Origin of the sequence: Paraburkholderia sp. J11-2 (genome assembly GCF_905220185.1) — a bacterium.
Taxonomy (GTDB): Bacteria; Pseudomonadota; Gammaproteobacteria; order Burkholderiales; family Burkholderiaceae; genus Paraburkholderia.
This window is the reverse complement of record NZ_CAJMYY010000001.1, coordinates 122,755-146,774: the sequence shown is the minus strand read 5'-3', so window position 1 is coordinate 146,774 and position 24,020 is coordinate 122,755. Positions and strand designations below refer to the sequence as shown.

The 24,020-nt window shown below is 62.8% G+C and carries 20 protein-coding genes, 1 tRNA gene and 1 pseudogene; 12 read left to right on the top strand and 10 right to left on the bottom strand.

Annotated features, from left to right (window positions below; all coding sequences use genetic code 11):
• Positions 1 to 2 precede the first annotated feature (2 nt).
• Both U5A57_RS00665 and U5A57_RS00660 read left to right on the top strand, forming a co-directional pair.
• On the top strand, positions 3 to 380 hold the full coding sequence (locus U5A57_RS00665; protein WP_321907297.1) for a thioredoxin family protein: 378 nt from the start codon (positions 3 to 5) through the stop codon (positions 378 to 380).
• A 257-nt stretch (positions 381 to 637) separates the two neighbouring features.
• Positions 638 to 3,295, top strand: coding sequence for a DNA topoisomerase III (locus tag U5A57_RS00660; RefSeq protein WP_321907295.1), 2,658 nt, complete (start codon positions 638 to 640; stop codon positions 3,293 to 3,295).
• A 113-nt stretch (positions 3,296 to 3,408) separates the two neighbouring features.
• Here the strand turns inward: U5A57_RS00660 and U5A57_RS00655 are convergent, their stop codons facing one another.
• Both U5A57_RS00655 and U5A57_RS00650 read right to left on the bottom strand, forming a co-directional pair.
• Positions 3,409 to 4,518 (bottom strand): LysR family transcriptional regulator, encoded by a 1,110-nt coding sequence (locus U5A57_RS00655; RefSeq protein ID WP_321907294.1) that lies wholly within the window; start codon positions 4,516 to 4,518, stop codon positions 3,409 to 3,411.
• Positions 4,519 to 4,833: 315 nt separating this feature from the next.
• Positions 4,834 to 6,684, bottom strand: a complete 1,851-nt coding sequence (locus tag U5A57_RS00650; protein ID WP_321907293.1) for a phosphoenolpyruvate carboxykinase (GTP) — start codon at positions 6,682 to 6,684, stop codon at positions 4,834 to 4,836.
• Between the two features lie 427 nt (positions 6,685 to 7,111).
• Between U5A57_RS00650 and U5A57_RS00645 the strand changes: the two genes are divergently transcribed.
• The gene (locus U5A57_RS00645) at positions 7,112 to 8,125 is read left to right on the top strand and encodes a D-2-hydroxyacid dehydrogenase family protein (protein WP_321907291.1); all 1,014 of its coding nucleotides are present in this window, start codon (positions 7,112 to 7,114) and stop codon (positions 8,123 to 8,125) included.
• Positions 8,126 to 8,199: 74 nt separating this feature from the next.
• On the opposite strand, the gene U5A57_RS00640 is transcribed toward U5A57_RS00645, so the two are convergent.
• Positions 8,200 to 9,078, bottom strand: a complete 879-nt coding sequence (locus U5A57_RS00640; RefSeq protein ID WP_321907290.1) for a patatin-like phospholipase family protein — start codon at positions 9,076 to 9,078, stop codon at positions 8,200 to 8,202.
• 48 nt (positions 9,079 to 9,126) lie between these two features.
• Positions 9,127 to 9,531 carry a PaaI family thioesterase gene (locus U5A57_RS00635; RefSeq protein ID WP_321907289.1) on the bottom strand — a complete coding sequence of 135 codons (405 nt, stop codon included), beginning with the start codon at positions 9,529 to 9,531 and terminating at the stop codon, positions 9,127 to 9,129.
• A 269-nt stretch (positions 9,532 to 9,800) separates the two neighbouring features.
• Here U5A57_RS00635 and U5A57_RS00630 point away from each other — a divergent pair.
• Positions 9,801 to 9,876 (top strand) — tRNA-Lys (locus U5A57_RS00630).
• A 70-nt stretch (positions 9,877 to 9,946) separates the two neighbouring features.
• Here the strand turns inward: U5A57_RS00630 and U5A57_RS00625 are convergent.
• The gene (locus U5A57_RS00625; RefSeq protein ID WP_158756626.1) at positions 9,947 to 10,204 is read right to left on the bottom strand and encodes a hypothetical protein; all 258 of its coding nucleotides are present in this window, start codon (positions 10,202 to 10,204) and stop codon (positions 9,947 to 9,949) included.
• Positions 10,205 to 10,557: 353 nt separating this feature from the next.
• Here U5A57_RS00625 and U5A57_RS00620 point away from each other — a divergent pair, with 353 nt between their 5' ends.
• On the top strand, positions 10,558 to 10,878 hold the full coding sequence (locus tag U5A57_RS00620) for a hypothetical protein (protein WP_321907286.1): 321 nt from the start codon (positions 10,558 to 10,560) through the stop codon (positions 10,876 to 10,878).
• Positions 10,879 to 10,888: 10 nt separating this feature from the next.
• Here the strand turns inward: U5A57_RS00620 and U5A57_RS00615 are convergent, their stop codons facing one another.
• Positions 10,889 to 11,083, bottom strand: coding sequence for a hypothetical protein (locus tag U5A57_RS00615; protein WP_069264575.1), 195 nt, complete (start codon positions 11,081 to 11,083; stop codon positions 10,889 to 10,891).
• A 329-nt stretch (positions 11,084 to 11,412) separates the two neighbouring features.
• Between U5A57_RS00615 and adh the strand changes: the two genes are divergently transcribed.
• The 3 genes from adh to U5A57_RS00600 all read left to right on the top strand — a co-directional run bounded on the left by adh (position 11,413) and on the right by U5A57_RS00600 (position 14,001).
• Entirely contained in the window at positions 11,413 to 12,933 is a 1,521-nt protein-coding gene (gene adh / locus U5A57_RS00610; RefSeq protein WP_321907283.1) for an aldehyde dehydrogenase, read from the top strand.
• Between the two features lie 103 nt (positions 12,934 to 13,036).
• Entirely contained in the window at positions 13,037 to 13,417 is a 381-nt protein-coding gene (locus U5A57_RS00605) for a DUF779 domain-containing protein (protein ID WP_321907282.1), read from the top strand.
• 104 nt (positions 13,418 to 13,521) lie between these two features.
• Entirely contained in the window at positions 13,522 to 14,001 is a 480-nt protein-coding gene (locus U5A57_RS00600) for a GyrI-like domain-containing protein (RefSeq protein WP_321907281.1), read from the top strand.
• Positions 14,002 to 14,489: 488 nt separating this feature from the next.
• Here U5A57_RS00600 and gyrB read toward each other — a convergent pair whose 3' ends face one another.
• The 3 genes from gyrB to dnaA all read right to left on the bottom strand — a co-directional run bounded on the left by gyrB (position 14,490) and on the right by dnaA (position 20,032).
• A complete protein-coding gene (gene gyrB, locus U5A57_RS00595; protein WP_321907280.1) occupies positions 14,490 to 16,961 on the bottom strand; it encodes a DNA topoisomerase (ATP-hydrolyzing) subunit B in 2,472 nt (823 codons plus the stop codon).
• A 113-nt stretch (positions 16,962 to 17,074) separates the two neighbouring features.
• The gene (dnaN, locus tag U5A57_RS00590) at positions 17,075 to 18,178 is read right to left on the bottom strand and encodes a DNA polymerase III subunit beta (protein ID WP_028203240.1); all 1,104 of its coding nucleotides are present in this window, start codon (positions 18,176 to 18,178) and stop codon (positions 17,075 to 17,077) included.
• Positions 18,179 to 18,463: 285 nt separating this feature from the next.
• On the bottom strand, positions 18,464 to 20,032 hold the full coding sequence (gene dnaA, locus U5A57_RS00585) for a chromosomal replication initiator protein DnaA (protein WP_321907278.1): 1,569 nt from the start codon (positions 20,030 to 20,032) through the stop codon (positions 18,464 to 18,466).
• A 423-nt stretch (positions 20,033 to 20,455) separates the two neighbouring features.
• Between dnaA and rpmH the strand changes: the two genes are divergently transcribed.
• The 4 genes and pseudogenes from rpmH (at position 20,456) to yidC (ending at position 23,245) form a co-directional block, all read left to right on the top strand.
• On the top strand, positions 20,456 to 20,590 hold the full coding sequence (gene rpmH / locus U5A57_RS00580) for a 50S ribosomal protein L34 (RefSeq protein ID WP_026120950.1): 135 nt from the start codon (positions 20,456 to 20,458) through the stop codon (positions 20,588 to 20,590).
• Between the two features lie 91 nt (positions 20,591 to 20,681).
• Positions 20,682 to 21,104, top strand: a pseudogene (rnpA, locus tag U5A57_RS00575) (ribonuclease P protein component); the annotation flags it as partial.
• A 203-nt stretch (positions 21,105 to 21,307) separates the two neighbouring features.
• A complete protein-coding gene (gene yidD, locus U5A57_RS00570) occupies positions 21,308 to 21,538 on the top strand; it encodes a membrane protein insertion efficiency factor YidD (protein WP_091999750.1) in 231 nt (76 codons plus the stop codon).
• A gap of 30 nt (positions 21,539 to 21,568) precedes the next feature.
• On the top strand, positions 21,569 to 23,245 hold the full coding sequence (gene yidC, locus U5A57_RS00565) for a membrane protein insertase YidC (RefSeq protein ID WP_321907275.1): 1,677 nt from the start codon (positions 21,569 to 21,571) through the stop codon (positions 23,243 to 23,245).
• 135 nt (positions 23,246 to 23,380) lie between these two features.
• Here yidC and U5A57_RS00560 read toward each other — a convergent pair whose 3' ends face one another.
• Positions 23,381 to 23,800: a transcriptional regulator gene (locus U5A57_RS00560; RefSeq protein WP_321907272.1), complete on the bottom strand. Its 420-nt coding sequence runs from the start codon at positions 23,798 to 23,800 to the stop codon at positions 23,381 to 23,383.
• Positions 23,801 to 24,020 lie beyond the last annotated feature (220 nt).

Sequence of the window (24,020 nt, the reverse complement as noted above, 5' to 3'; positions counted from 1 at the left end):
CCATGCCCGCGCTAGACCTCGACACCGACGCCGACAAGATCGCAGAGCGTGTCAGCAATCAGGACACGCTGTTCGTCGCGTGCCTGTGCGCGCAGTGGTGCGGGACGTGCCGCGACTACCGGGCCACGTTCGACCGTATCGCCGATGCGCATCCCGATGTCTGCTTCGCGTACATCGACATCGAAACTCATGCCGACCGCTTCGACGATCTCGACGTCGAGAACTTCCCGACGATCCTGATCGAAGACGGCCACGCCACGCGCTTTTTCGGCACGGTCCTGCCGCATGCCGCCGTGGTCGAGCGCATGCTCTCGGACCTCAGGGCGCTACCGGGCGTGGCCGACGCGCCCAAGCTGCGCCCCGCCCTGAGCGCCGTTTGAGCGCACCCAACATCTGACCCCGATCAGACGCCCCGCTTGCCGCACGACCAAGCGCGCCCTTATGATTGGGCGCCCTGGCGCGTGCGCAGGTGTCGTCAAGAGATGACGCAAAAATCGACGCCGCCGCGCCATGTGCTATAAAGCGGTCGAGAACGGCCCCCCGAGCGGGGCGGCAACGCAGGGCATCGCGCCCAAGCGCCCATTCAGGCGGCATCGGCCCCGGGGCGCCAACCGGATACACCCACAAGCAACCAGTCATGTCCAAAGCTCTGATCATCGCCGAGAAGCCATCCGTCGCGAACGACATCGCGCGCGCTCTGGGCGGTTTTACCAAGCATGACGAGTACTACGAGAGCGACGATTACGTGCTCTCGTCGGCGGTCGGCCATCTGCTGGAAATCGCAGCGCCCGAGGAATACGAGGTCAAGCGCGGCAAGTGGAGCTTCGCTCACCTGCCCGTGATCCCGCCGCACTTCGACCTGAACCCGATCGCCAAGAGCGAATCGCGGCTCAAGGTGCTCAACAAGCTGATGAAGCGCAAGGATGTCACGCAGCTCATCAACGCCTGCGACGCGGGGCGCGAGGGCGAGCTGATCTTCCGCCTCATCGCCCAGCACGCGAAGGCGAAGCAGCCGGTCCAGCGCTTGTGGCTCCAGTCGATGACGCCGCAGGCGATTCGCGACGGTTTCGCGAACCTGCGCAGCGACCACGACATGCAGCCGCTTGCCGACGCCGCCCGCTGCCGCTCGGAAGCCGACTGGCTCGTCGGCATCAACGGCACGCGCGCGATGACCGCCTTCAACAGCAAGGGCGGCGGCTTCTTCCTCACGACAGTTGGCCGCGTTCAGACACCAACGTTGTCGATCGTCGTCGAACGTGAAGAGAAAATCCGCCGCTTCATTCCGCGCGACTATTGGGAAGTGCGCGCGGAGTTCGTCTGTGCGGGCGGCTTCTACGAAGGCCGCTGGTACGACCCGAAATTCAAGAAGGACGAGTTCGATCCGGAAAAGCGCGACTCGCGCCTCTGGAGCCTGCCGGCCGCCGAAACCATCGTCGCGGCCTGCCACGGCCGTGAAGGCACGGTCACCGAAGAATCGAAGCCGTCCACGCAGCTCTCGCCCGCGCTCTTCGACCTGACGAGCCTGCAGCGCGAAGCCAACGGCCGCTTCGGCTTTTCGGCCAAGAACACGCTGGGTCTTGCTCAGGCGCTGTACGAAAAGCACAAGGTGCTCACTTACCCGCGTACCGATTCGCGCGCGCTGCCCGAGGACTACCTCGGCACCGTGAAAGAAACGCTCGAGATGCTCAAGGAGAGCAACAACTACCTGCCGCACGCCAAGCAGGTGCTCGACAAGGGCTGGGTGAAGCCGAACAAGCGCATTTTCGACAACTCGAAGATCAGCGATCACTTCGCCATCATCCCCACGCTGCAGGCGCCGAAGTCGCTTTCCGAGCCTGAGCAGAAGCTCTACGACCTCGTGGTGAAGCGCTTCCTCGCCGTGTTCTTCCCGGCCGCGGAATATCGCGTCACCACGCGCATTACCGAAGTCGCCGGTCATCACTTCAAGACTGAAGGCAAGGTGCTGGTCGAACCGGGCTGGCTGCAGGTCTATGGCCGCGACGCGGCCGGCGACGACGCCAACCTCGTGCCGGTGAAGAAGGACGAGAAGGTCAAGACCGACAAGATCGCAGCGCATCAACTCGTGACCAAGCCGCCTGCGCGCTACAACGAAGCGACGCTGCTTTCGGCGATGGAAGGCGCGGGCAAGCTCGTGGACGACGAAGAGCTGCGCGAGGCCATGGCCGCCAAGGGTCTTGGCACGCCGGCCACGCGCGCGGCCATCATCGAAGGTCTGCTGGGCGAAAAGTATCTCGTGCGCGAAGGGCGAGAGCTGATTCCCACGGCCAAGGCGTTCCAGCTCATGACACTGCTGCGCGGCTTGGGCGTGGAAGAACTCACCGCGCCGGAACTCACCGGCGAATGGGAGTACAAGCTTTCGCAGATGGAGCGCGGCAAGCTGCCGCGCGACGCGTTCATGCAGGAAATCGCCCGCATGACGCAGACCATCGTGAAGCGCGCGAAGGAATACGACTCGGACACGATCCCCGGCGACTACGCGACGTTGACCACGCCGTGCCCGAATTGCGGCGGCCAGGTGAAGGAAAACTATCGCCGTTTCGCATGCACGAAGTGCGAGTTCTCGATCTCGAAGATTCCGGGTGGCCGCCAGTTCGAAATCCCCGAAGTGGAAGAGCTGCTGCAGAACAAGACGATCGGCCCGCTCTCGGGCTTCCGCAGCAAGATGGGCCGGCCGTTCTCGGCCATCCTCAAGCTCTCGTTCGACGACGAAATCAAGAACTACAAGCTTGAGTTCGATTTCGGCCAGGACCAGGGGACCGAAGATGGCGAAGCGCCTGACTTCTCGCAGCAGGAGCCGGTGGGTGCCTGCCCGAAGTGCAAGGGTCACGTGTTCGAGCACGGCATGAGCTATGTGTGCGAGCACTCGGTCGCGAATCCGAAGACCTGCGACTTCCGCTCGGGCAAGGTGATCCTCCAGCAGGAAATCACGCGTGACCAGATGGCGAAGCTGCTGGCCGAAGGCCGGACCGACTTGCTGACGAACTTCAAGTCGTCGCGTACGGGCCGCAACTTCAAGGCTTTCCTCGTCAAACAGCCGGATGGCAAGATCGGCTTCGAGTTCGAGAAGAAGGAGCCGAGCGCGAAGACGGCGGCCAAGACGGCCGCGAAGAAGTCGGCCGCATCGGCTGAGGCTAAGGACGATGCCGCGAACGACGCGGCGGATTCGGCAGAAGAAGGCAAGGCCAAGCCCGCACGCAAAACGGCGGCCGCCAAAGCCGCACCGGCACGCAAGACGGCTGCCCGCAAGACGCCGGCGCGCAAGACGGGCTCCTAAGCGATCCGTTCAAGGGCCGGGGCCGCCCTCGACCAAGGCGCAGCCAAACAAAAAGGCGCAGCTTCTCACGAAGCTGCGCCTTTTTTATCGCCCGATGACCGGCGATATCGAGCTTATAGCGGCGAGATCGCCGACGTCCGCGTACGCGCCGCCGAAGCGCGCGCCGCCTTCGGTGCGCGATCGGCTTCCACGCCGTTGTGCTCGCCGTCGTGCAGGCTCCCACCCGGCACGGGCTGCGCGCCGTCGTAGTCGTCGCTCGCCACGCCATTGCGACCCGCCACGGCCGGGCGCGCAAGGCCGTCCTTGACCCACTGCTCGCCAAGCTGGCTGTTCGGCGTCTGGCTGAAGTGCTCGACAAGGTGGTCGATGAACGTGCGCACCTTGGCCGGCAGGTGACGGCGGCTCGGATACGCGACGTTGATTTCCACCTGCGGCAGACGATAGTCGCCAAGCAGCCGCACGAGACGCCCGCGCGTCATGTCGCGGCCAATCAGGTAGCTCGGCAGGATCGCAATGCCCATGCCGAGCAGCGCGAACTGGCGCAGCATCTCGGTGTTGTTCGCCACGATCACATTGGTCGGGCGCACGCGGACTTCGCCTTCAGGCCCCGTGAAGACGCGCTCGTCGCCCCAGTACTCGGAGGGCAGCGAGAGGCTCGGGTGCTCCATGAGGTGCTCGGGGCGCGTGGGCGTACCGTGCTTTTCGAGGTACGCCGGCGTCGCGCATACCGTCATGCAGCCGGTCGTGAGGCGTCGCGTGACAATGCTCGCGCTACGCATCTGGCGCGCGGTCACGACGCCCAGATCGAAACCTTCTTCGACGAGATCCACCTGACGGTCGACCAGCGTGACGTCGGGAATGACTTGCGGATAACGCTGCGTGTACGTCTGCAGCACCGGAGCGAGATTGTGGAGCCCGAAAACGACCGGCGCGACGATACGCAGCGTGCCGACGGGTTCGTGATTGCGCGCGACGACCATCTGTTCGACATCCTCGAGCTCATCGAGAATCTGGCGGGCGCGCTCGAGATAGACCTGACCCGATTCGGTCAGGGAGAGACTGCGGGTCGTGCGATTGAGCAAACGCGTGCCGAGCCGACCTTCGAGGTCGGCAACGTGCCGCGTCGCAACCGCGTTGGAGATATCCATCGCGGAGGCGGCCCGGGCGAAACTGCCGAGGTCGGCCACTTTGACGAATACTCGCATCGACTGCAAATGATCCATGAGACAACTCCTGCCTGTTACTACCCCGCTGTTAATCAGCGGAGGAAACCGCGAATTCTCCTACGACAGCAGAAATCGTGCAGAAGTTGCCTCCGAAGCCCTTATTTTCTTTACGAATTCTGCGACTGCGCCCCAAAATGCATTAACAGAGGTCCGATTGTTACCTCGAACGAAACAATTTTGCGCATCGCAGCGAGATAACCAGTCAGACGCCGAACAGACGGGCCTCTGCACTGCACCAATGCATTCGACCCCGGAAATAGAAATGGCCGCCCGAAGGCGGCCACTCAGTTAGTGAGCGCTCACGTCACATGATTAGAGGCGTGCTTCCAGCGTCTTGCGAGCGTCCTTCAACACTTCCGGCAAACCATGAGCGAGTTTGTCGAACAGCTCGGCGTGCAGCGCGAGTTCGGCACGCCAGTCGTTGGCGTCCACTGAGATCACCTGTTCGAACTGCGCCTGCGTGAAGTTCAGACCGCTCCAGTCGAGATCGCCGTAGCGCGGCGACACGCCGAATGCGTGCTCGTCGCCCGTGGCCTTGCCTTCGATACGGCGCACCATCCATTCGAGCACGCGCATGTTCTCGCCGAAGCCCGGCCACACGAACTTGCCATCCGGCCCCTTGCGGAACCAGTTCACGCAGAAAATGCGCGGCAGCGTCGCGCCGGTCGTGGCGAGGCGCTCGCCCACGTCGAGCCAATGGCCGAAATACTCGGCCATGTTGTAGCCGCAGAACGGCAGCATCGCGAAAGGATCGCGGCGCACCACGCCCTGCTGCCCCGCCGCAGCGGCCGTGGTTTCCGAGCCCATGGTCGCGGCCATGTAGACGCCCTCGGTCCAGTCGCGCGCCTCGGTCACGAGCGGCACCGTGGTCGAGCGGCGGCCGCCAAAGATGAACGCGTCGATGGCCACGCCTTTCGGGTTCTCCCATTCGGGATCGATCGACGGGCACTGGGAAGCCGGCGCCGTGAAGCGTGCGTTCGGATGCGCGGCCTTACGGCCGGTTTCCTTGCCGATGGCAGGCGTCCAGTCGTTGCCCATCCAGTCGATTGCGTGTGCGGGCGGCTCGTCGGTCATGCCTTCCCACCAGACGTCGCCGTCGTCGGTGAGCGCGACGTTCGTGAAGATCACGTTCTCCTTGAGCGTCGCCATGGCGTTGAAGTTGGTCTTTTCACCGGTGCCCGGCGCCACGCCGAAGTAACCCGCCTCCGGATTGATCGCATAGAGGCGGCCGTCGGCGCCGGGCTTGATCCACGCGATATCGTCGCCGATCGTGGTGATTTCCCAGCCGTTCATGGCAGGCGGCGGAATCAGCATGGCGAAGTTCGTCTTGCCGCACGCCGAAGGGAACGCCGCCGCGACGTGGTACTTGCGGCCTTCCGGCGAGCGCACGCCGAGAATCAGCATGTGTTCGGCGAGCCAGCCTTCGTCACGGCCCATCGTCGAGGCGATGCGCAGCGCGAAGCATTTCTTGCCGAGCAGCGCATTGCCGCCGTAACCCGAGCCATAGCTCCAGATCTCGCGCGTTTCCGGAAAGTGGACGATGTACTTCGTCTGGTTGCACGGCCACGGCACGTCCTTCTCGCCCGCCGCGAGCGGCGCGCCCACGCTGTGCACGCACGGCACGAACGCGCCGTCTTCGCCGAGCACGTCGTACACCGCGCGGCCCATGCGCGTCATGATGCGCATGTTCACGGCCACGTAGGGACTATCGGAAAGCTCCACGCCGATATGCGCAATAGGCGAGCCGAGCGGGCCCATCGAGAACGGCACGACGTACATCGTGCGGCCGCGCATCGAGCCCGCGAACAGGCCGTCGAGCGTCGTGCGCATTTCTGCAGGCGCGACCCAGTTGTTGGTGGGGCCGACGTCTTCCTTGTTGGGCGAGCAAATGAAGGTGCGGTCTTCCACGCGCGCGACGTCCGAGGGATCGGAGCAGGCGAGATACGAATTCGGGCGCTTGAGCGGATTGAGGCGGCGCATCGTGCCCGCCTCGACCATCTGCGCACACAGGCGGTCGTATTCCTCCTGCGAACCGTCGCACCAGACAATGTGGTCCGGCTGGGTATGCGCAGCGATTTTATGCACCCAATCGATCAATTTCCGGTGCCGGACCCAGGCGGGCACCTGCGCGGCGGCCTGGGCTTGGTAATCGGGATGGTTCATCGAGCTGTCTCCATTTTTAGGGCTGTAAAAAGGGGATCGGCCCTTGTAGACGCTGCACGCGAGAGGCGCAACTCATGCGAACCGAATGTTGATGGCAGATCAACATGCGAATCGGTCCGCGCAGTTGGGCAGGTCGTCAAGGTCCTTTAGCCTGGGGTTCGAAACCGTCTGTAAAGCGGCTTGCATCGGAGCCCGACAAGCTGTTAAAAGTTGCAAATTCGCGGCTGATTGCCGCGTCAAAAATCCTGCGTGCGTAGCCTTGAGGTGGTGCAATTGCAATGCCCGATGCTGCACGCGGCGAGCGACGTGAAGGCTCCCCATATTCATACCAGCCTTCGCGGCGCTGCATAGTGGGATAACCACCAGATGAACACCGAAGTCGCGCCACGCATGGCGCGATACAAAACACGCAAAACAACCCGCCGCCATGAAAATTGCCATCCTTGACGACTACCAGGACGCCGTCCGCAAGCTCGACTGCTTTCAATTGCTCGCCGACCACGAGGTCAAGGTTTTCAACAACACGGTGCGAGGCCTCGGCCAGCTCGCCAGCCGTCTCGCCGAAGTCGACGCGCTCGTTCTGATTCGCGAACGCACCCGCATCACCTCGCAACTGCTCGACAAGCTCCCGCATCTGCGCATGATCAGCCAGACGGGCAAGGCCGGTCCGCACATCGACATCCCCGCCTGCACCGAGCGCGGCATCGCCGTCCTCGAAGGCACCGGCTCGCCCGTCGCGCCCGCCGAACTCACGTGGGCGCTCATCATGGCCGCGCAACGGCGCATTCCGCAGTACGTCGCCAACCTCAAGCAGGGCGCGTGGCAACAGTCGGGCCTCAAGACGTCGGCCATGCCGCCCAACTTTGGCCTCGGCACGGTGATGCGCGGCCAGACGCTCGGCATCTGGGGCTACGGCAAGATCGGCCGTCTCGTGGCCGGCTACGGCAAGGCCTTTGGCATGCGCGTGCTGGTGTGGGGCCGCGAGCATTCGCTCGAAGCGGCGCGCGCCGACGGCTACGAAGCCGCCGCAAGCCGCGAGGCGATTTTCGAAGAGAGCGACGTGCTGTCGCTACATCTACGCCTGCACGATGACACTCGCGGGATCGTGAAGCAGGAAGACCTGCTGCGCATGAAGCCCACGTCGCTGCTCGTCAACACGAGCCGCGCGGAGCTGATGGAAGAAAACGCGCTGCTCGGCGCGCTCTCGCAAAACCGGCCGGGCATGGTCGCGATCGACGTGTACGAAAGCGAGCCGATCCTGCAGGGCTACAGCCTGCTGCGCATGGAAAACGTGATCTGCACGCCGCACATCGGCTATGTGGAGCGCGAGAGCTACGAGCTGTACTTCGGCGCGGCGTTCCGCAACATCCTCGCGTTCGATGCGGGCGACCACGCAAACGTCGCGAACCCCGAAGCGCTGCAAGGCGGCCGCCGCAAGTAAGCGCGACCGCACGCGGGCGGCGCGCGCCGCCCTTCCTGCATCTTTCCGGCTGCTTTTGATCCGGCCGCGTGCGCTCAGGCGTGCGCGGCCGATTCCATGACGTCTGGCAAACGCGTGAGGAAACGCTCGCCGTCCACGCGGCCGAGGTTGTAGGCGTGCTGCATCTGCTGCGGGCTCGTGTAGTCCCAGCTCGAGATCGGCACCTTCGCCGATGGCTGCACGTACAGGCGCTGCTGCACGCCCTGCGCCGCCTGGTGCCGCACCACGAACATCTGCGGACGCGGATAAAGCCGCGTCACCATCACCAGCACACGGCCGGGCGTCTCGTCGAGCGCGCCGACCGGCACGTTGTCGACCATGCCGCCGTCGAGCACCGGACGGCCGTCGCGCCGCAGCACCGGCGTGAACGGCGGCGTGCACGACGACTGCAGGATGAGATCAGCCAGATCCTCCACGCTCGCGCATTCCTGCGCCGTCACGAACTCCGGATGAAACCCGAGCTTGCGCCCGAGCGTGGGATGCAGCGTCTTGCGAATGTGCTTTTCGATGTTGTACGCGATGAGACCCGCCGCCACGGCGCTGCGCGCGCCGAGCCAGCGCGGCACATGCGACACGCCGATGCGGATCTCAGGCGCGTTCTGGAGCTGCGTGAACGGCTCGCCGTAGATGTCGAGCAGCGCCTGCCGATAAATGCGGTAATGCGGGAACACCGATTCGCCGCGCAGCAGATTGCCCCAGTAGGCGTTGCGCTTGTTGTGGCGCAGCGCTTCCTCGTAATAGCGCATGACCCAGTCGGCGTCGCGCGTGTAGAGCATGCACGCGGTGGCCGCGCCCGCCGAAATGCCCGTAATGACGCGCGGGCGAATGCGCAGCTCGGGCTGGACGATGTCCCAGAACCCTGCCTGCCACCAGCAGCGATTGCCGCCGCCGGCGAAAACCACCTGATCGAACATGCCTTCTACGTCCTTCGAAGCGACCGAAAACGATCGGAAGCGCCAAGCTTAATCGAGCAGCGCGTAAGTCGAGGTCGCGTGAACCGCCATCCGGCCATCTTCGTCGTAGAGTTCTATTTCACCGAACACCAGATTGCGGCCCATGCGCAGCACGCGAGCTGTGACGAGCACGTCGCCCTTGCGCACCGCGCGCATGAAGTTCGTGTTCAGCGCAACGGTCGTCATGGGCTTGAAGCCGCCGAGCGCGGCCGTGATCGCGACGATCATGGCCGTATCCGCCGCCGCCATGAAAACCTGACCGCAGATCACGCCGCCCGAGTGGCGCAGCTCGCCCGAAAACGGCAGGCGCAAGGTGGCGCTCTCTTCGGAGACCTCGACGGGCTTCATCCCGAGCGCGCGCACCCACGGGGCCAGTACGCGCTCCAGCAGCGCGTCGATTGCGTTGTCGTCCATCGTTTGCCTTTGTGGATTGCCGTGCGACGATTGCGGCCGATTACAGCCAACCAGCCAAGCTCGGTGAACAGGCGGCGCACAGCGACTGGCTTGAGACCTGGTTTGACGCCAGGGGTGGCGACATCATACCGGGACAGCACGGCCCCGGCGGTGACGGCGCAAACGCACACGCAGACAGGGCTTGCGCCGCGTCGACACACTATTCTCAGGAATTTTGCGAAAAGGTCTTGCCAAGTCCCAAAAAGTCCTGCATAATCTTTTTTCTGTTGGGGGCGTTAGCTCAGTTGGTAGAGCAGCGGACTCTTAATCCGTAGGTCGAGTGTTCGAGTCACTCACGCCCCACCAGCCAATTCAGTCAAAAAGCCCGATCCTTGCGATCGGGCTTTTTGCATTTCTCCCCGGGCACTTTCTTGGGCTACTTCACCCGCCTCACGTGACGCGACGCCTGCTTCGGACGCGGCAGCCAGCGGCTGAGCGCCTCGAAGCCGTCGAGCTGGCGAAGCAGCGTGTCGACGGTCGAAAGCTGAACGTGAGTCAGGTGGTTCTGCTTGAGAAGCGCGTGCAGACGCTTGCGCCAGTAGGCGACCCCCATCACCGGCATCTCGAAATCGCCGGCCAGCGACGGCGGCATCACGCGCGCGATGTGCGCGATTTCCTGTTCGACGAATGTCATGGCTTTCCCCGTTGGTCCTGCCGTGGTTTCTTATCGTATGAAGTACTGTAGGACGCTCCGGGGCGCTCGCCAGCCTACCCGTATGGATAGGTAACAAATCGTCCGACTAAATTGGGGATGGTAGCCGCTGAAACCGGCGCCTCGCCGCCCGGCTCTCACGCTTCTTCGTTCGCCCGCAAGCCGCCCATTCGCTTTCCACATTTGCCGGGTCCGCAACGGCATCGGCGGCAAGAAACTTCGGAATCCGAATGATTTGATCCCGAATAGCCTATCTCACTTTCGGACTCTTCCTATAGGGATTTTCTGACTAAATGCTGATCATAGTCAGGTCAACTGTTCCAACGAGGTAAATCATGATGCACGGTCATCCTGTCGACCGGCTCGTGGCAGGCGCAATCATCGGTGCGCTCGTCACAACGCTTCTGGTCCTGCTCCTGGTCTGGCTGGATATTCCGCCCGAGAAGCACGTCAGCCTGGCTATCCGCCTTGCAGTGCCGGTCGTGATCGCCGCTTGCGCACTCCTGATCCGCCCCTTGCTGCTGAAAACGGTGCTGCGCGACCGGCGCGACCCCATGATGCTGGACGAGGATCTGAACCAGCTACTGGTCGGCCGTGCGCTTGGCCTGGTTGGCGGCTTCTTCTTCGGCATCACGCTCGCGACGCAGATCCTCTAGCCGCCAGCGCTCAGAGGAAGGGCTTGCCGTCCACCTGCTCATAGACGACGTTGCCATCGTCGTCTTCGAACTGCTCAAGGTAGTTGCGGGCACCGCACAGCGGACACCGGAACAAGGGCCCCTGCCCTTCGTTCTTGATCACGACCTCGCTCTGTTCCCACGGGGTGCCGCACGACTGGTTGCGGCAAACGAATGTACTCGACATGCAGACTCTCCTGACTGTTACGGGTGCAAAGCCTACCTCAAGTGCGGCCCGCGCGCCGCAAATCTCCAACTCCCGTCGATATTGCGCTTCCCGGCTGTTCACTTCTTGAGCAGTTGAATGCCCCTCTGTTCCGGGCTGACGCAATCCGCCGATTGCCTGCATGGCCCGCAGATCACGCATTTTCAGGGTACGCGTGCGCCGAGCCGCTACCGCATGGCGCGACGCGGCTGCGCCGCCGCGCTGGCATGGTTCTCGCGTTAGCGTCCCGCGGTAGCGCGGCCTCGCTGCGCCCGTCCATATCGAGATCGAGAACACAGAGGAGCACGGAGATGAATCACGCGGACATGCAATTCCTGACCACCGAATTCCCGTACAAGAAGCAGTATGGCAACTTCATCGGCGGCGAGTGGGTGGCGCCGCTCGGCGGCGAGTATTTCGACGACATCTCGCCCATCACGGGTCACGCGTTCACGTCCATTCCGCGCTCGCGCGAGGCCGACGTCGAACTCGCACTCGACGCCGCACACAAAGCGAAAGCCGCATGGGGCAAGACCTCGCCCACCGACCGCGCCAATATTCTGAACCGCATCGCCGATCGCATCGAGCAGAACCTCCACAAGCTCGCCGTGGCCGAGACCATCGATAACGGCAAGCCGCTGCGTGAAACGCTCGCCGCCGATATTCCGCTCGCCGCGGACCACTTCCGCTATTTCGCGGGCTGTGTGCGTGCGCAGGAAGGCGGCATCTCCGAGATCGACCACGACACGGTTGCGTATCACTTCCATGAGCCGCTCGGCGTGGTCGGCCAGATCATTCCGTGGAACTTCCCAATCCTCATGGCCGCGTGGAAGCTCGCGCCCGCTCTCGCGGCCGGCAACTGCGTGGTGCTCAAGCCCGCCGAGCAGACGCCCGCTTCGTTCCTCGTGCTGACCGAATTGATCCAGGACCTGCTGCCGGCCGGCGTGCTCAACGTGGTGAACGGCTTCGGTCTCGAAGCCGGCAAGCCGCTCGCTTCGAACAAGCGCATCGCGAAGATCGCCTTTACGGGCGAAACCACCACGGGCCGCCTCATCATGCAGTACGCGAGCCAGAACATCATTCCGGTGACGCTGGAGCTGGGCGGCAAGAGCCCGAACATCTTCTTCGCCGACGTGCTCGACCACGACGACAGCTACTTCGACAAGGCGCTCGAAGGCTTCGCGATGTTCGCGCTCAACCAGGGCGAAGTGTGCACGTGCCCGTCGCGCGTGCTCATCGACGAAAAGATCTATGACCGCTTCATGGAGCGCGCGCTCAAGCGCGTGGCGGCGATCCAGCAAGGCCACCCGCTCGACACGAAGACGATGATCGGCGCACAGGCCTCACAGGAGCAGCTCGAGAAGATCCTCTCGTATATCGACCTCGGGAAGCAGGAAGGCGCGCAATGCCTGATTGGCGGCGAGCGCAACACACTCACCGGCGAACTCGGCGACGGCTACTACGTGAAGCCCACCGTCTTCCGCGGTCACAACAAGATGCGCATCTTCCAGGAGGAAATCTTTGGGCCCGTCGTGTCCGTCACGACCTTCAAGACCGAAGAGGAAGCGCTGGAAATCGCCAACGACACGCTCTACGGCCTCGGCGCGGGCGTGTGGACGCGCGATGGTACGCGCGCCTACCGCTTCGGCCGCGCGATCCAGGCAGGGCGTGTGTGGACCAACTGCTACCACGCGTATCCGGCGCACGCGGCGTTTGGCGGCTACAAGCAGTCGGGCATCGGGCGCGAGAACCACAAGATGATGCTCGACCACTACCAGCAAACGAAGAACTTGCTCGTGAGCTATAGCGAGCAGCCGCTCGGGTTCTTCTGATCCCACTGCGTGCCCTGCGCGTCGCGCGCGGTGTTTTTGCGGCCCAGAAGCCGCCACTGCGCGCGACGCCTGCTTCGTTGCAACCTCTGAGGAGCGTCACGAGATGGTCGAACGCGTCACCGCCACGCCGGCCGCGCTCGCGCTGATCGAGCAGCTAACGCGCGAACATGGCCCGGTGCTCTTTCACCAGTCGGGCGGCTGCTGCGACGGCAGCGCGCCCATGTGCTTTCCCGTCGGTGACTTCATGGTCGGCAATGCCGACGTGCAGTTGGGAGAAATCGGCAGGATGCCGTTCTATATGACGGAGGCGCAGTTTGAGTACTGGCAGCACACCCAGCTCATCATCGACGCCGTGCCAGGCAACGGCGGCATGTTTTCGCTCGAACGACCCACGGGCCTGCGCTTTCTCACGCGCTCGCGGCTCTACGACGACGAAGAGAACGCGTGGCTCGAGGCGCATCCGGTAACACGTGTGAGTTTGTGACGCTCGAGTCCTCGGCACGCCGAGGGCGTCTACCGGAGCACGGTGCTATCTTCGGGCGCATGCAGCCGCGCATTCGCGTGGCCAGTGCACCTGGAGACGCCATCATGCAAAACCGCGACGTGAAGCTCCTCACCCTCGAGCCAATGGATCTGCTCGCCGTCAGCCACGTGGGTCCGTACATGAAGATCAGCGACGCGTTCTACACGCTCGCGCAATGGCTTGGCGAGCGCAACGTGCGCACGTCCGGTTCGAAGATGGTTGGCATCTTTTACGACGATCCCAAGACGGTCGAAGAATCGAAGCTGCGCTCGAAAGCGGCACTGCATCTGGGGCAAGAAACCGATGTGGAGATCCTGGCGCCTGTCGAGAAGGTTCAGCTGCGTGGCGGCGAACACGCGATGGTGCTTCACAAGGGGCCGTATGAGGGGCTGCAGCAAGCGTGGATGTGGCTTTACAACGAAGGCTTGCAGAAGCTCGGGCGCAAGCCGGACTTTTCGGCGCCTTCGTTCGAGGTTTATCTGAATACGCCTGACGAGGCGGCGCCGGAGGACCTGAAGACAGAGCTTTATATCCCGCTGGCTTGAGCCGTGCGATTGGCAGGGTAAGGACGATGCCGCCGGGACGGTTTACGGCGGCATCTTCGTTTCCGATGCGAGGGTTCTAAGGTTTTAATAACGTATGTATACGTAAACGTAGTAATAGTTAACAAGGCCCTGGGTATTCTGTGGATAACCGTGGAAAACCATTGAGTAAACAAGGCTGTGGAAAAAACATAACCTTGCGGGTGTTAACGGGACAACGCCAGGCAGCTGCTGGCAACTTTTCCACACTTTTTGCGCTGCCGAAGTTATCCCCGATTCATGCACAGTGATTTCCTGGGGTTTTCCGAGGGTTATCCGCCGAGGGCTGTGGATACTTCCGGGCGCGAGTTCTTGCTGTCTTCCAGACAAAAAAATAGCGCCTCTCAGGGCGCTTTCATCGCATCGCGGTGGGCTTTGCGGCACGAACTGCGGCATCAAATAAAAACGCCCGGGGAACCGGGCGTTTGCTTTTCAATGGCAGCATCGGACGATCAAACGTCGATATTCCCCGCCCGCAGCGCATTGCTTTCAATGAACGCACGGCGCGGCTCGACATCGTCACCCATGAGCGTCGTAAAGATGCCATCGGCGGCGATCGCGTCCTCGATCTGCACGCGCAGCAAACGTCGCACAGTCGGATCCATCGTCGTTTCCCAGAGCTGCCCGGGGTTCATCTCGCCAAGCCCCTTATAGCGCTGCTTCGACACGTTGCGCTCGGCATCGGCGATCAGCCACTTCATCGCGCTCTTGAAGTCGTTCACGGCCATGCTGCGTTCGCCTCGCTTGATCACGGCGTTCTTGCCGATCAAGCCCTTGAACGTATTGGCCGTGTTCACGAGCTGCTGATAGTCGGCGGTGAGCTGGAACTCCTCGTCGATCACTGAGACCTTCACGTTGCCGTGATGGCGACGCTCCACGCGCAGCGAACGTTGCTCGCGCACCTGGTCGTACATCGGCACCACGCTCACTTCCGGCTTGAGCGGATCGTCGCGCAGTTGCGCTTCGAGTGCACGCGCCGAAGCCTCGGTCGATTCTTCACTCGACAAATCGATCGCCACGCCGTCCATGATTGCTTCGAGCGCGCGCTCGTCGTACAGACGCGAGAGACGATCCACCACGCCGCGTGCAAGCTGATACGAGCGTGCTAGCTCGCCAAGCGCGTCACCGGAGATTGGCGTTGCGCCTTCGTTCGGCACGAGCTCCGAGCCCTGCAGCGCGAGACGCAGCATATGCGCATTCAGCTCCGAATCGTCCTTGAGATAGCGCTCGTCCTTGCCCGCCTTCAGCTTGTACAGCGGCGGCTGCGCAATATACACGTAGCCGCGCTCGATCATCTCGGGCATCTGGCGATAGAAGAACGTGAGCAGCAGCGTGCGGATGTGCGCGCCGTCCACGTCCGCGTCGGTCATGATGATGATGCGGTGATAACGCAGCTTGTCGAGGTTGTAGTCGTCCTTGCCGATACCGCAGCCCAGCGCGGTGATCAGCGTGACGATCTGCTCGGAAGACAGCAGCTTGTCGTAGCGGGCCTTTTCGACGTTCAGCACCTTGCCGCGCAGCGGCAGGATTGCCTGGAACTTGCGGTCACGGCCTTGCTTGGCCGAGCCGCCTGCCGAGTCGCCCTCGACGATATAGACTTCCGACTTCGCCGGATCTTTCTCCTGGCAGTCCGCGAGCTTGCCCGGCAGGCCCACGCCGTCGAGCACGCCCTTGCGGCGCGTCATCTCGCGCGCCTTGCGCGCGGCGTCGCGTGCGCGTGCAGCGTCGACGATCTTGCTGCAAATTGTCTTTGCGTCGTTCGGCGTTTCCAGCAGAAACTCCTCGAGCGCCTTCGCCACGACTTCTTCAACCGGCGCACGCACTTCCGAGGAAACCAGCTTGTCCTTCGTCTGCGAGCTGAACTTCGGCTCCGGCACCTTCACGGAAAGCACGCACGACAACCCTTCGCGCATGTCGTCGCCCGAGGTTTCGACCTTGGCCTTCTTCGCGATTTCGTTGTCGGCGATGTACTTGTTGATCACGCGCGTCATCGCCGCGCGCAGGCCGGTCAAGTGCGTGCCGCCGTCGCGCTGCGGGATGTTGTTCGTGAAGCACAGCACGCTTTCGTTGTAGCTGTCGTTCCACTGCATCGCCACTTCGACGCCCACGCCGTCCTTCTCGCTTTGCACGTAGAAGATGTTCGGGTGCAGGACGGTCTTCGCCTTGTTGATGTACTCGACAAAGCCCTTCACGCCGCCACCGAAGGCGAAATCGTCTTCCTTGCCCGAGCGTTGGTCGGTCAGGCGAATGCGCACGCCGTTGTTCAGGAACGAGAGTTCGCGAATACGCTTGGCGAGAATGTCGTAGTGGTACTCCACGCTGCCGAAGATGGTTTCGTCGGCCATGAAGTGCACTTCGGTGCCACGATTTTCGGTGTCGCCAAGCAGTTGCATGGGCGAGACCGTGTGGCCGTCACGCTCTTCGAGCACGCGGTTCTGCGGCACGCCACGGTGAAATTCCATGAAGTGCTTCTTGCCGTCCCGGCGCACGGTCAGACGCAGAAAGCTCGAGAGTGCGTTCACGCACGACACGCCCACGCCGTGCAGGCCGCCCGAGACCTTGTAGCTGTTCTGGTCGAACTTGCCGCCCGCGTGCAGCTCGGTCATCACGATTTCGGCGGCGCTGCGCTTCGGATCGTGCTTGTCGTCCATCTTCACGTCCGTGGGAATGCCGCGGCCGTTATCGGTGATCGAGATGGAGTTGTCCGCGTGAATCACCACGTGGATGTCGTTACAGTAGCCGGCGAGGGCTTCGTCGATCGAGTTGTCCAGCACTTCGAAGACGAGATGGTGCAGACCGGTGCCGTCCGACGTGTCGCCGATGTACATCCCGGGCCGCTTGCGCACTGCCTCCAGACCTTCGAGGATCTGGATCGACGAGGCGCCGTAGCTGTTGTCGGGTTGCGAGTTGTTCGTATCAGTCATGGAATTTTCCGGTTCTGCGTACTGCCTGTGTTACTGCTCGAGACTTTTTCAAAAAGCCATAAAAACGCCAAAGGGGCGCAGCGCCCCCTGGTGTTCTTCTTCTGTCGCGCTTTTTAGATGCGCATCGGCATCACCACGTACTTGAATTCCTCGTTCTCGGGAATCGTGATGAGCGCGCTGGAGCTGGCGTCGCCGAGGCTCACTTCCAGCGTGTCGACCTTCAGGTTCGCGAGGACGTCGAGCAGATACGTGACGTTGAACCCGATGTCGATGGTGTCGCCCTGGTAGGCGATTTCCAGTTCTTCCTGCGCCTCTTCCTGGTCGGCGTTGGTCGACATGATCTTGAGCTGGCCAGGCTCGATGATGCAGCGCACGCCCTTGAACTTGTCGGACGTGAGAATCGCCGCGCGCTGCAGCGAGCGCTGCAGTTCTTCGCGGCCGATCTGGAAGGTGTTCTTGTGCGCCTTCGGGATCACGCGCTGGAAGTCGGGGAACTTGCCCTCCACGAGCTTCGAAACCAGTTCGACCTGGCCGAACGTGAACTTCACCTGCGTCGAACCGATGTCGATCTTCAGCACGTCGTCGATGTCTTCGAGCAGGCGCTGCAGTTCGAGAATGGTCTTGCGCGGGATGATGACTTCCTGGCGCGCGAACGAGCCTTCGATCTTCATCGACGAGAACGCGAGGCGGTGGCCGTCGGTCGCGACCGCCATGAGCTGGTCGCCGTCCACGACGAGCAGCATGCCGTTCAGGTAGTAGCGGATGTCCTGCTGCGCCATGGCGAAATACACCATGCCGAGCAACTGGCGGAACGTTTTCTGCGGCACCGCGAGGTTCGCGCCGAAGTCCTTGGCCTGCGCCACCGTGGGGAACTCGTCCGCGGCGAGCGTTTGCAAGGCGAAGCGGCTCTTGCCCGACTGCACCGTGAGGCGCTTGTCGGCGAGCGTGAGCGTGACCTGGCCGTCGGGCATGGCGCGCAGGATGTCGAGCAGCTTGCGCGCGGCGACCGTCGTGGCCACCTGGTCGTTGCCAACGCCGAAGTCGGCGGTCGTGGTGATCTGCAACTCGAGGTCGGTCGACAGGAACGAGACGTCGGAACCGGTTTTGGTGATCAGCAGATTGGCGAGGATCGGCAACGTGTGGCGGCGTTCGACAATGCCGCTCACCGTTTGCAGCGGCCTCAGCAGGTTATCGCGTTCGGTCTTGACCAGTTGCATAGAGTTCCTTCGTTGATGTGACGGTCTGCGCGCCCGCCTGGCGCCGGTTTTGCCGACGCGACCCCACGAATCGCATGTGTGGGCGGCGGCTTCGGCGCCGCTCAGACGGTTGATGCAGCACAGGCCGCGGCGTGTTTCCCGCCCCGGACCGCCGGGCGGTTAAACCCATATTGTGCCTGAAAACGGACCACTTCCCTAAATTGGGGGCGATCCGCGAAATAAACAGGGCGAACCGTTCGGGATGCGACCGCTCGCCCCGCCATTCAGGTGCTGCTTGCCTGCGTGTTACCCCTTCAGCGTCTGCTCGAGCACGTGCAGCTCGTGATTGAGCTGAGCGTCCTTGGTGCGTTCGTCGGCGATCTTGCGCACGGCGTGCAGCACCGTGGTGTGATCGCGACCGCCGAACAGCTCGCCAATTTCCGGCAGGCTCTTCTGCGTCAGCTCCTTGGCCAGATACATGGCGATCTGGCGCGGGCGCGCGATATTGGCCGGGCGCTTCTTCGAATACATGTCGGCGACCTTGATGCTGTAGAAGTCAGCCACCGTCTTCTGGATGTTTTCGACAGAAATCTGGCGGTTCTGAACCGTCAGCAGGTCCTTGAGCGCTTCCTTGGTCAGCTCGATCGAGATCTCGCGGCCGTGGAACTTCGAATACGCGAGGATCTTGCGCAGCGCGCCTTCGAGTTCGCGCACGTTCGAGCGCAGATGCTTCGCGACGAAGAACGCCACGTCCTCGTTCAGGCTCACGCCTTCCGACTGCGCCTTGCGCATCAGAATGGCCACGCGCATTTCCAGCTCGGGCGGCTCGATCGCCACGGTCAGGCCCGAGTCGAAGCGCGAGATCAGACGGTCGTCGATACCCGAGATTTCCTTCGGATACGTATCGCTCGTGATGATCACCTGCGCCTTGTTGGCGACGAGCGCCTCGAACGCGTAGAAGAACTCTTCCTGCGTGCGCGACTTGCCCGAGAAGAACTGAATATCGTCGATCAGCAGCAGGTCGAGCGAGTGGTAGTAACGCTTGAAGTCGTCGAACGCCTTGCGCTGGTAGGCCTTCACCACGTCGGACACATACTGTTCGGCGTGGATGTAGCGGATGCGCGCACCCGGCTTGTCGAGCAGCAGCTGGTTGCCGATCGCGTGGATCAAGTGGGTCTTGCCAAGCCCTACGCCGCCGTACAGGAACAGCGGGTTGTACGAGATGCCCGGGTTGTCGGCCACCTGAATGGCGGCGGCGCGTGCGAGCTGGTTCGCCTTACCCGTCACGAAGTTGTCGAACGTGAGCACCGGGTTGAGCTTCGAGCGCTCGTAGGTCGGGTCGGGTTCGCCGTTCGAGGCAGCCGCGGCCGCGCCCTGGCCCGGACGCCAGGTACGGCGGCCGGCGGCGGCTTCGTTGGCGTCGAGGCTGGGCAGATCGAGATCGGCGGCGTCTTCAGCGCTAGCCTGCGCGACGGCGGCCGACGCGGCTTGCACCATGCCGGCGAGGCCCGTACCGCCAGTGACGGCGGCCGGTTGCGGCGCGACGGCGGCGACAGCCGATGCAGGCGCACTGGCCAGAGGCGCACGCGGTGCGGCAGCGGGCGCGACGTGAGGCGCGCGCATGCCCGCCTTCGGGTCGAGGACGAACTGCACGTCGACCGGGGTCTGCCAGAAGTCGCGTGCCAGATCGGTGATCCGGCCCGAGAACTGGCTCTTGACCCAGTCGAGCTTGAAGCGGTTGGGAGCGGCTATCTGCAGCGTGTTCGCCGCAGCATCGAAGGCAACCGGGGCCAACGGTTTAATCCACGTCACGTACTGCTGGGGCGTTAGCTCACGCTCCAGTAGTGCGGAACAGTGTTGCCAGAATTCGTTCATCGAGTTGCTGTGGTCGTTTTGTTTGCATGCGTTGCAGTCGCTCCGCTCTTGTCGCACACACGCGACGAGGCCCTGACGAGGCGACGGCAATTGCTCCGGAAGCCCGCGCGGCAAGGGTCTTGCGGCAAGCAGGCGGGCCGGAGCGGCATGCAGGATTCTTGGGATAGGCGAGATTCTAACGCCGAAATCCCCTCGCCAGGAAGTTATCCACAGGGACGGATCAACGCACGTTCGTTCGTTCCCTTACAGCAGTCACTACAGGTGCGATGCGGTGGCTTGAAAAGGTTCGATCGCCTAACCTATTGACGGCCAACGAAAAACCGGCTTAAATAGCGGGTTCCTCGAAAACCAATCCCTAGTACCACCGGCCATTGCCTTTTTCCGCGATGCTCGCCGCGGTCAAAACTCAACAGTGAGAGCAACATGAAACGTACTTTCCAACCTTCCGTTACCCGTCGCAAGCGTACCCACGGTTTCCGCGTGCGCATGAAGACCGCTGGTGGCCGCAAAGTGATCAACGCACGCCGTGCGAAGGGTCGCAAGCGCCTCGCCGTCTAAGTCGGGCAGCATCGCTATCAGCGAAATCACGGGTAGCGGCCCGCTCGCGAGCACGGCGAACAGGACGAACCCGGTAACTGATCGGGGCGTCATGCCGTCGCGAACGCAAGCCGCTTTTCCGAAAGCCGCAAGGCTACTGAAAACGGATGAGTTCTCATCCGTTTTTCGTTTGCGCCCCTGGCGCCGCACCGAACACTTCGTCGTGTACGGCCGGCCCACCGGCAACGAGGCGCGGCTCGGACTCGTGATCGGCAAGAAGTACGCACCGCGCGCGGTAACGCGCAACCTGGTGCGACGGATTGCCCGCGAAGCGTTTCGTGTGCGCCGTGCGCAGTTCGAAGGTTTCGACCTGCTGCTGCGCCTGCATACGAAGTTCGACCGCAAGGCGCTGCCGGGCGCGTCTTCGCCGGGGCTCAAAGCTTTGTGCCGCGGCGAGATTGAGACGCTGCTCGAAAAGGCCGCGCGCGAAGTCACGCGGCGTGGCAGTGCTACGCCTGCGACATCTGCGCGCACCCCTTGCGCGGCACAGGCCGCGGCACCAAGTGGGCAACCAGCGGAGGAGCCGGCGCGTGCCCAGGCCGGTAGCGTTCCGCCGCCGGACCACGGCAGTTCCCGCACATCATGAGCGGGGCGCGCGAGTCCGGCTTATCCGACGTAGACGCCGCGCAAGCGGCACGTGGTTCGTCATCGAGCGCGGCGCAGTCAGGCCGCAACGCCATGCAAACGGTATTGATCGCACTGCTGCGTTTCTACAAGCTTGCCGTGAGTCCCCTCCTCGGCAGCCGGTGCCGTTTTTATCCTTCCTGTTCGGATTACGCGCGCGAGGCAATCCAGTATCATGGCGCCGCGCGTGGGACTTACCTCGCCGCGCGGCGGCTGTGCCGCTGCCATCCGTTTTCGGCGGGCGGCATCGATCTCGTCCCGCCTGTATCTCCGAAAAAGCGCTGACGCGCCATTCCATCGACACTGAGACAACGCATGGATATCAAACGCACCGTCCTATGGGTCATCTTCTTCATGTCAGCTGTCATGCTGTACGACAACTGGCAGCGCGACCATGGACGCCAGTCGATGTTCTTCCCGAACGCGACGCAAACGCAGACGCAAACCGCCGCGGGCGGCTCCGCGCCCGCTAGCGCCGCCAACGGCGCGTCCGACCTGCCGGCGGCCGCTGCCGCCGAGGGCCAGGCGCCGACGAACACCGCCCAGCCGGCTGCGGCCGCGGCCCAGCTCGTCCACTTCCGCACCGACGTCTACGACGGCGTGATCGACACGCGCGGCGGTTCGCTCGTGAAGCTGTCGCTCGTGAAGGAAAGCGCCGACGGCAAGGGTCCGGACCAGTACATCACGCTGTTCGACCACACGAACGACCACACGTACCTGGCACGCACGGGCCTGCTCGGCGGCGACTTCCCGAACCACAACGACGTGTTCACGGCAGTCGACGGCCCGCGCGAACTGACCGGCGACGCCAACACCTTCCAGATCGCGCTTCAGTCGCCCGAGAAAGGCGGCGTGAAGGTCACCAAGACCTACACGTTCACGCGCGGCAGCTACGTGATCGGCGTGGACTGGAAGGTGCAGAACGTGAGCGGCGCGCCGGTTTCGCCGACGCTCTACATGGAAATCGTGCGTGACAGCGAGCCGGTCGAAACGCCGCGCTTCTCGCACACCTTCATCGGCCCGGCGGTGTACTCGAACGAGCATCACTTCCAGAAGATCACGTTCGGCGACATCGACAAGAACAAGGCTGACTTCGTGACCCAGGCCGACAACGGCTGGATCGCGATGGTGCAGCACTACTTCGCGACCGCGTGGATTCCGCAGCAAGGCGCCAAGCGCAGCATCTACGTCGAGAAGTTCGACAACTCGCTCTACCGCGTGGGTGTGAAGCAGCCGCTCGGCACGATCGCACCGGGTGCGACGGACAACGTGCAGGCGCGCCTCTTCGCGGGTCCGCAGGAAGAGCGCATGCTCGAAGGCATCGCACCGGGTCTGGAACTCGTGAAGGACTACGGCTGGGTGACGATCATCGCCAAGCCGCTCTTCTGGCTGCTCGAGAAGATCCACAGCTACGTGGGCAACTGGGGCTGGTCGATCGTGCTGCTCACGCTGCTCATCAAGGCCGTGTTCTTCCCGCTCTCCGCCGCCAGCTACAAGTCGATGGCGCGCATGAAGGAGATCACGCCGCGCATGCAGGCGCTGCGCGAACGCTTCAAGAGCGACCCGCAGAAGATGAACGCGGCGCTCATGGAGCTCTACAAGACCGAGAAGGTGAATCCGTTCGGCGGCTGTCTGCCGGTGGTGATCCAGATTCCGGTGTTCATCTCGCTGTACTGGGTGCTGCTCTCGTCGGTGGAAATGCGCGGCGCGCCGTGGATTCTCTGGATTCACGACCTTTCGCAGCAAGACCCGTTCTTCATCCTGCCGGTGCTGATGGCCGTCTCGATGTTCGTGCAGACGAAGCTGAACCCGACGCCGCCGGACCCCGTCCAGGCCAAGATGATGATGTTCATGCCGATCGCGTTCTCGGTCATGTTCTTCTTCTTCCCGGCGGGCCTCGTGCTGTACTACGTCGTGAACAACGTGCTCTCGATCGCGCAGCAGTACTACATCACGCGCATGATGGGCAAAAACAAGAAGAAGGCAGCCTGAGTGCAGTGGCGGCGGTGACGCCGCCACTTGAATCAAGGCTCGAAAAAAAGCCGTCCGGTGTGAACCGGACGGCTTTTTGCTTGAGTGGATTGCCGTTTCCTTGACGCCGCAAAGCGCAGCGTTCGCGCTCGCGCGTTAGTTCTTCTCCGCGTCGCCATAAAATTGGGCGACCAGTTCCTGCACGAGATAGCGGTGATGGGCGCTGAGCGACTCGATCTTCGAGGCCAGTTCGAGCGTTTCCTCGGAAACCGGATACTTGTCGTCAGGCTTGCGGGGCCGCGGCACGGTCGAACCCGAGTTGCCCGGCGGACCATAGTGCAGCCAGTGAATATCCACGTCGAACCACTTCGCCAGCGTCTCCAGTTTGTCGTGCGTGGGTATCGTGCGGCCGCTGAGCCACTTGTGAGCGGTTTGCGGCGACACCGGATGCTCGCCGTGATGGCGCAGGTTGAACCGGTTAGCCAGGTCGGTACTGCCGCGCAGTTTTTCGGGCGCGCGCTTCATGGCGAACTTGAGACGTTCGGCAAAGGCGGCTTTTTCGTCGGATGTCGGCATGGGCCAGATTGTGCAGCCCGAAATCGGCGAAGATGACAACCAGTTAGGCTATATTTAGCGTAATTAGGGGAGAATTCGCCTGCTTCTGACGGCCTTATGATTTCGGTCGAGATCCTCGCAAATTCCCTTATGTACATGGCATTGGCGGCTTCTGCCGCTCCAGTTATCCAAATTCTGACAGAATTTGTTGAGATCAATCTTATCTAATTCAAGATAAAAA

What these genes read in the sequence shown, in the direction of transcription:
- U5A57_RS00665 (WP_321907297.1), top strand. Translation starts at nt 3, where the DNA reads ATGCCCGCGCTAGACCTCGACACCGACGCCGACAAGATCGCAGAGCGT.
- U5A57_RS00660 (WP_321907295.1), top strand. Translation starts at nt 638, where the DNA reads ATGTCCAAAGCTCTGATCATCGCCGAGAAGCCATCCGTCGCGAACGAC.
- U5A57_RS00655 (WP_321907294.1), bottom strand. Translation starts at nt 4,518, where the DNA reads ATGGATCATTTGCAGTCGATGCGAGTATTCGTCAAAGTGGCCGACCTC.
- U5A57_RS00650 (WP_321907293.1), bottom strand. Translation starts at nt 6,684, where the DNA reads ATGAACCATCCCGATTACCAAGCCCAGGCCGCCGCGCAGGTGCCCGCC.
- U5A57_RS00645 (WP_321907291.1), top strand. Translation starts at nt 7,112, where the DNA reads ATGAAAATTGCCATCCTTGACGACTACCAGGACGCCGTCCGCAAGCTC.
- U5A57_RS00640 (WP_321907290.1), bottom strand. Translation starts at nt 9,078, where the DNA reads ATGTTCGATCAGGTGGTTTTCGCCGGCGGCGGCAATCGCTGCTGGTGG.
- U5A57_RS00635 (WP_321907289.1), bottom strand. Translation starts at nt 9,531, where the DNA reads ATGGACGACAACGCAATCGACGCGCTGCTGGAGCGCGTACTGGCCCCG.
- U5A57_RS00625 (WP_158756626.1), bottom strand. Translation starts at nt 10,204, where the DNA reads ATGACATTCGTCGAACAGGAAATCGCGCACATCGCGCGCGTGATGCCG.
- U5A57_RS00620 (WP_321907286.1), top strand. Translation starts at nt 10,558, where the DNA reads ATGATGCACGGTCATCCTGTCGACCGGCTCGTGGCAGGCGCAATCATC.
- U5A57_RS00615 (WP_069264575.1), bottom strand. Translation starts at nt 11,083, where the DNA reads ATGTCGAGTACATTCGTTTGCCGCAACCAGTCGTGCGGCACCCCGTGG.
- adh (WP_321907283.1), top strand. Translation starts at nt 11,413, where the DNA reads ATGAATCACGCGGACATGCAATTCCTGACCACCGAATTCCCGTACAAG.
- U5A57_RS00605 (WP_321907282.1), top strand. Translation starts at nt 13,037, where the DNA reads ATGGTCGAACGCGTCACCGCCACGCCGGCCGCGCTCGCGCTGATCGAG.
- U5A57_RS00600 (WP_321907281.1), top strand. Translation starts at nt 13,522, where the DNA reads ATGCAAAACCGCGACGTGAAGCTCCTCACCCTCGAGCCAATGGATCTG.
- gyrB (WP_321907280.1), bottom strand. Translation starts at nt 16,961, where the DNA reads ATGACTGATACGAACAACTCGCAACCCGACAACAGCTACGGCGCCTCG.
- dnaN (WP_028203240.1), bottom strand. Translation starts at nt 18,178, where the DNA reads ATGCAACTGGTCAAGACCGAACGCGATAACCTGCTGAGGCCGCTGCAA.
- dnaA (WP_321907278.1), bottom strand. Translation starts at nt 20,032, where the DNA reads ATGAACGAATTCTGGCAACACTGTTCCGCACTACTGGAGCGTGAGCTA.
- rpmH (WP_026120950.1), top strand. Translation starts at nt 20,456, where the DNA reads ATGAAACGTACTTTCCAACCTTCCGTTACCCGTCGCAAGCGTACCCAC.
- yidD (WP_091999750.1), top strand. Translation starts at nt 21,308, where the DNA reads ATGCAAACGGTATTGATCGCACTGCTGCGTTTCTACAAGCTTGCCGTG.
- yidC (WP_321907275.1), top strand. Translation starts at nt 21,569, where the DNA reads ATGGATATCAAACGCACCGTCCTATGGGTCATCTTCTTCATGTCAGCT.
- U5A57_RS00560 (WP_321907272.1), bottom strand. Translation starts at nt 23,800, where the DNA reads ATGCCGACATCCGACGAAAAAGCCGCCTTTGCCGAACGTCTCAAGTTC.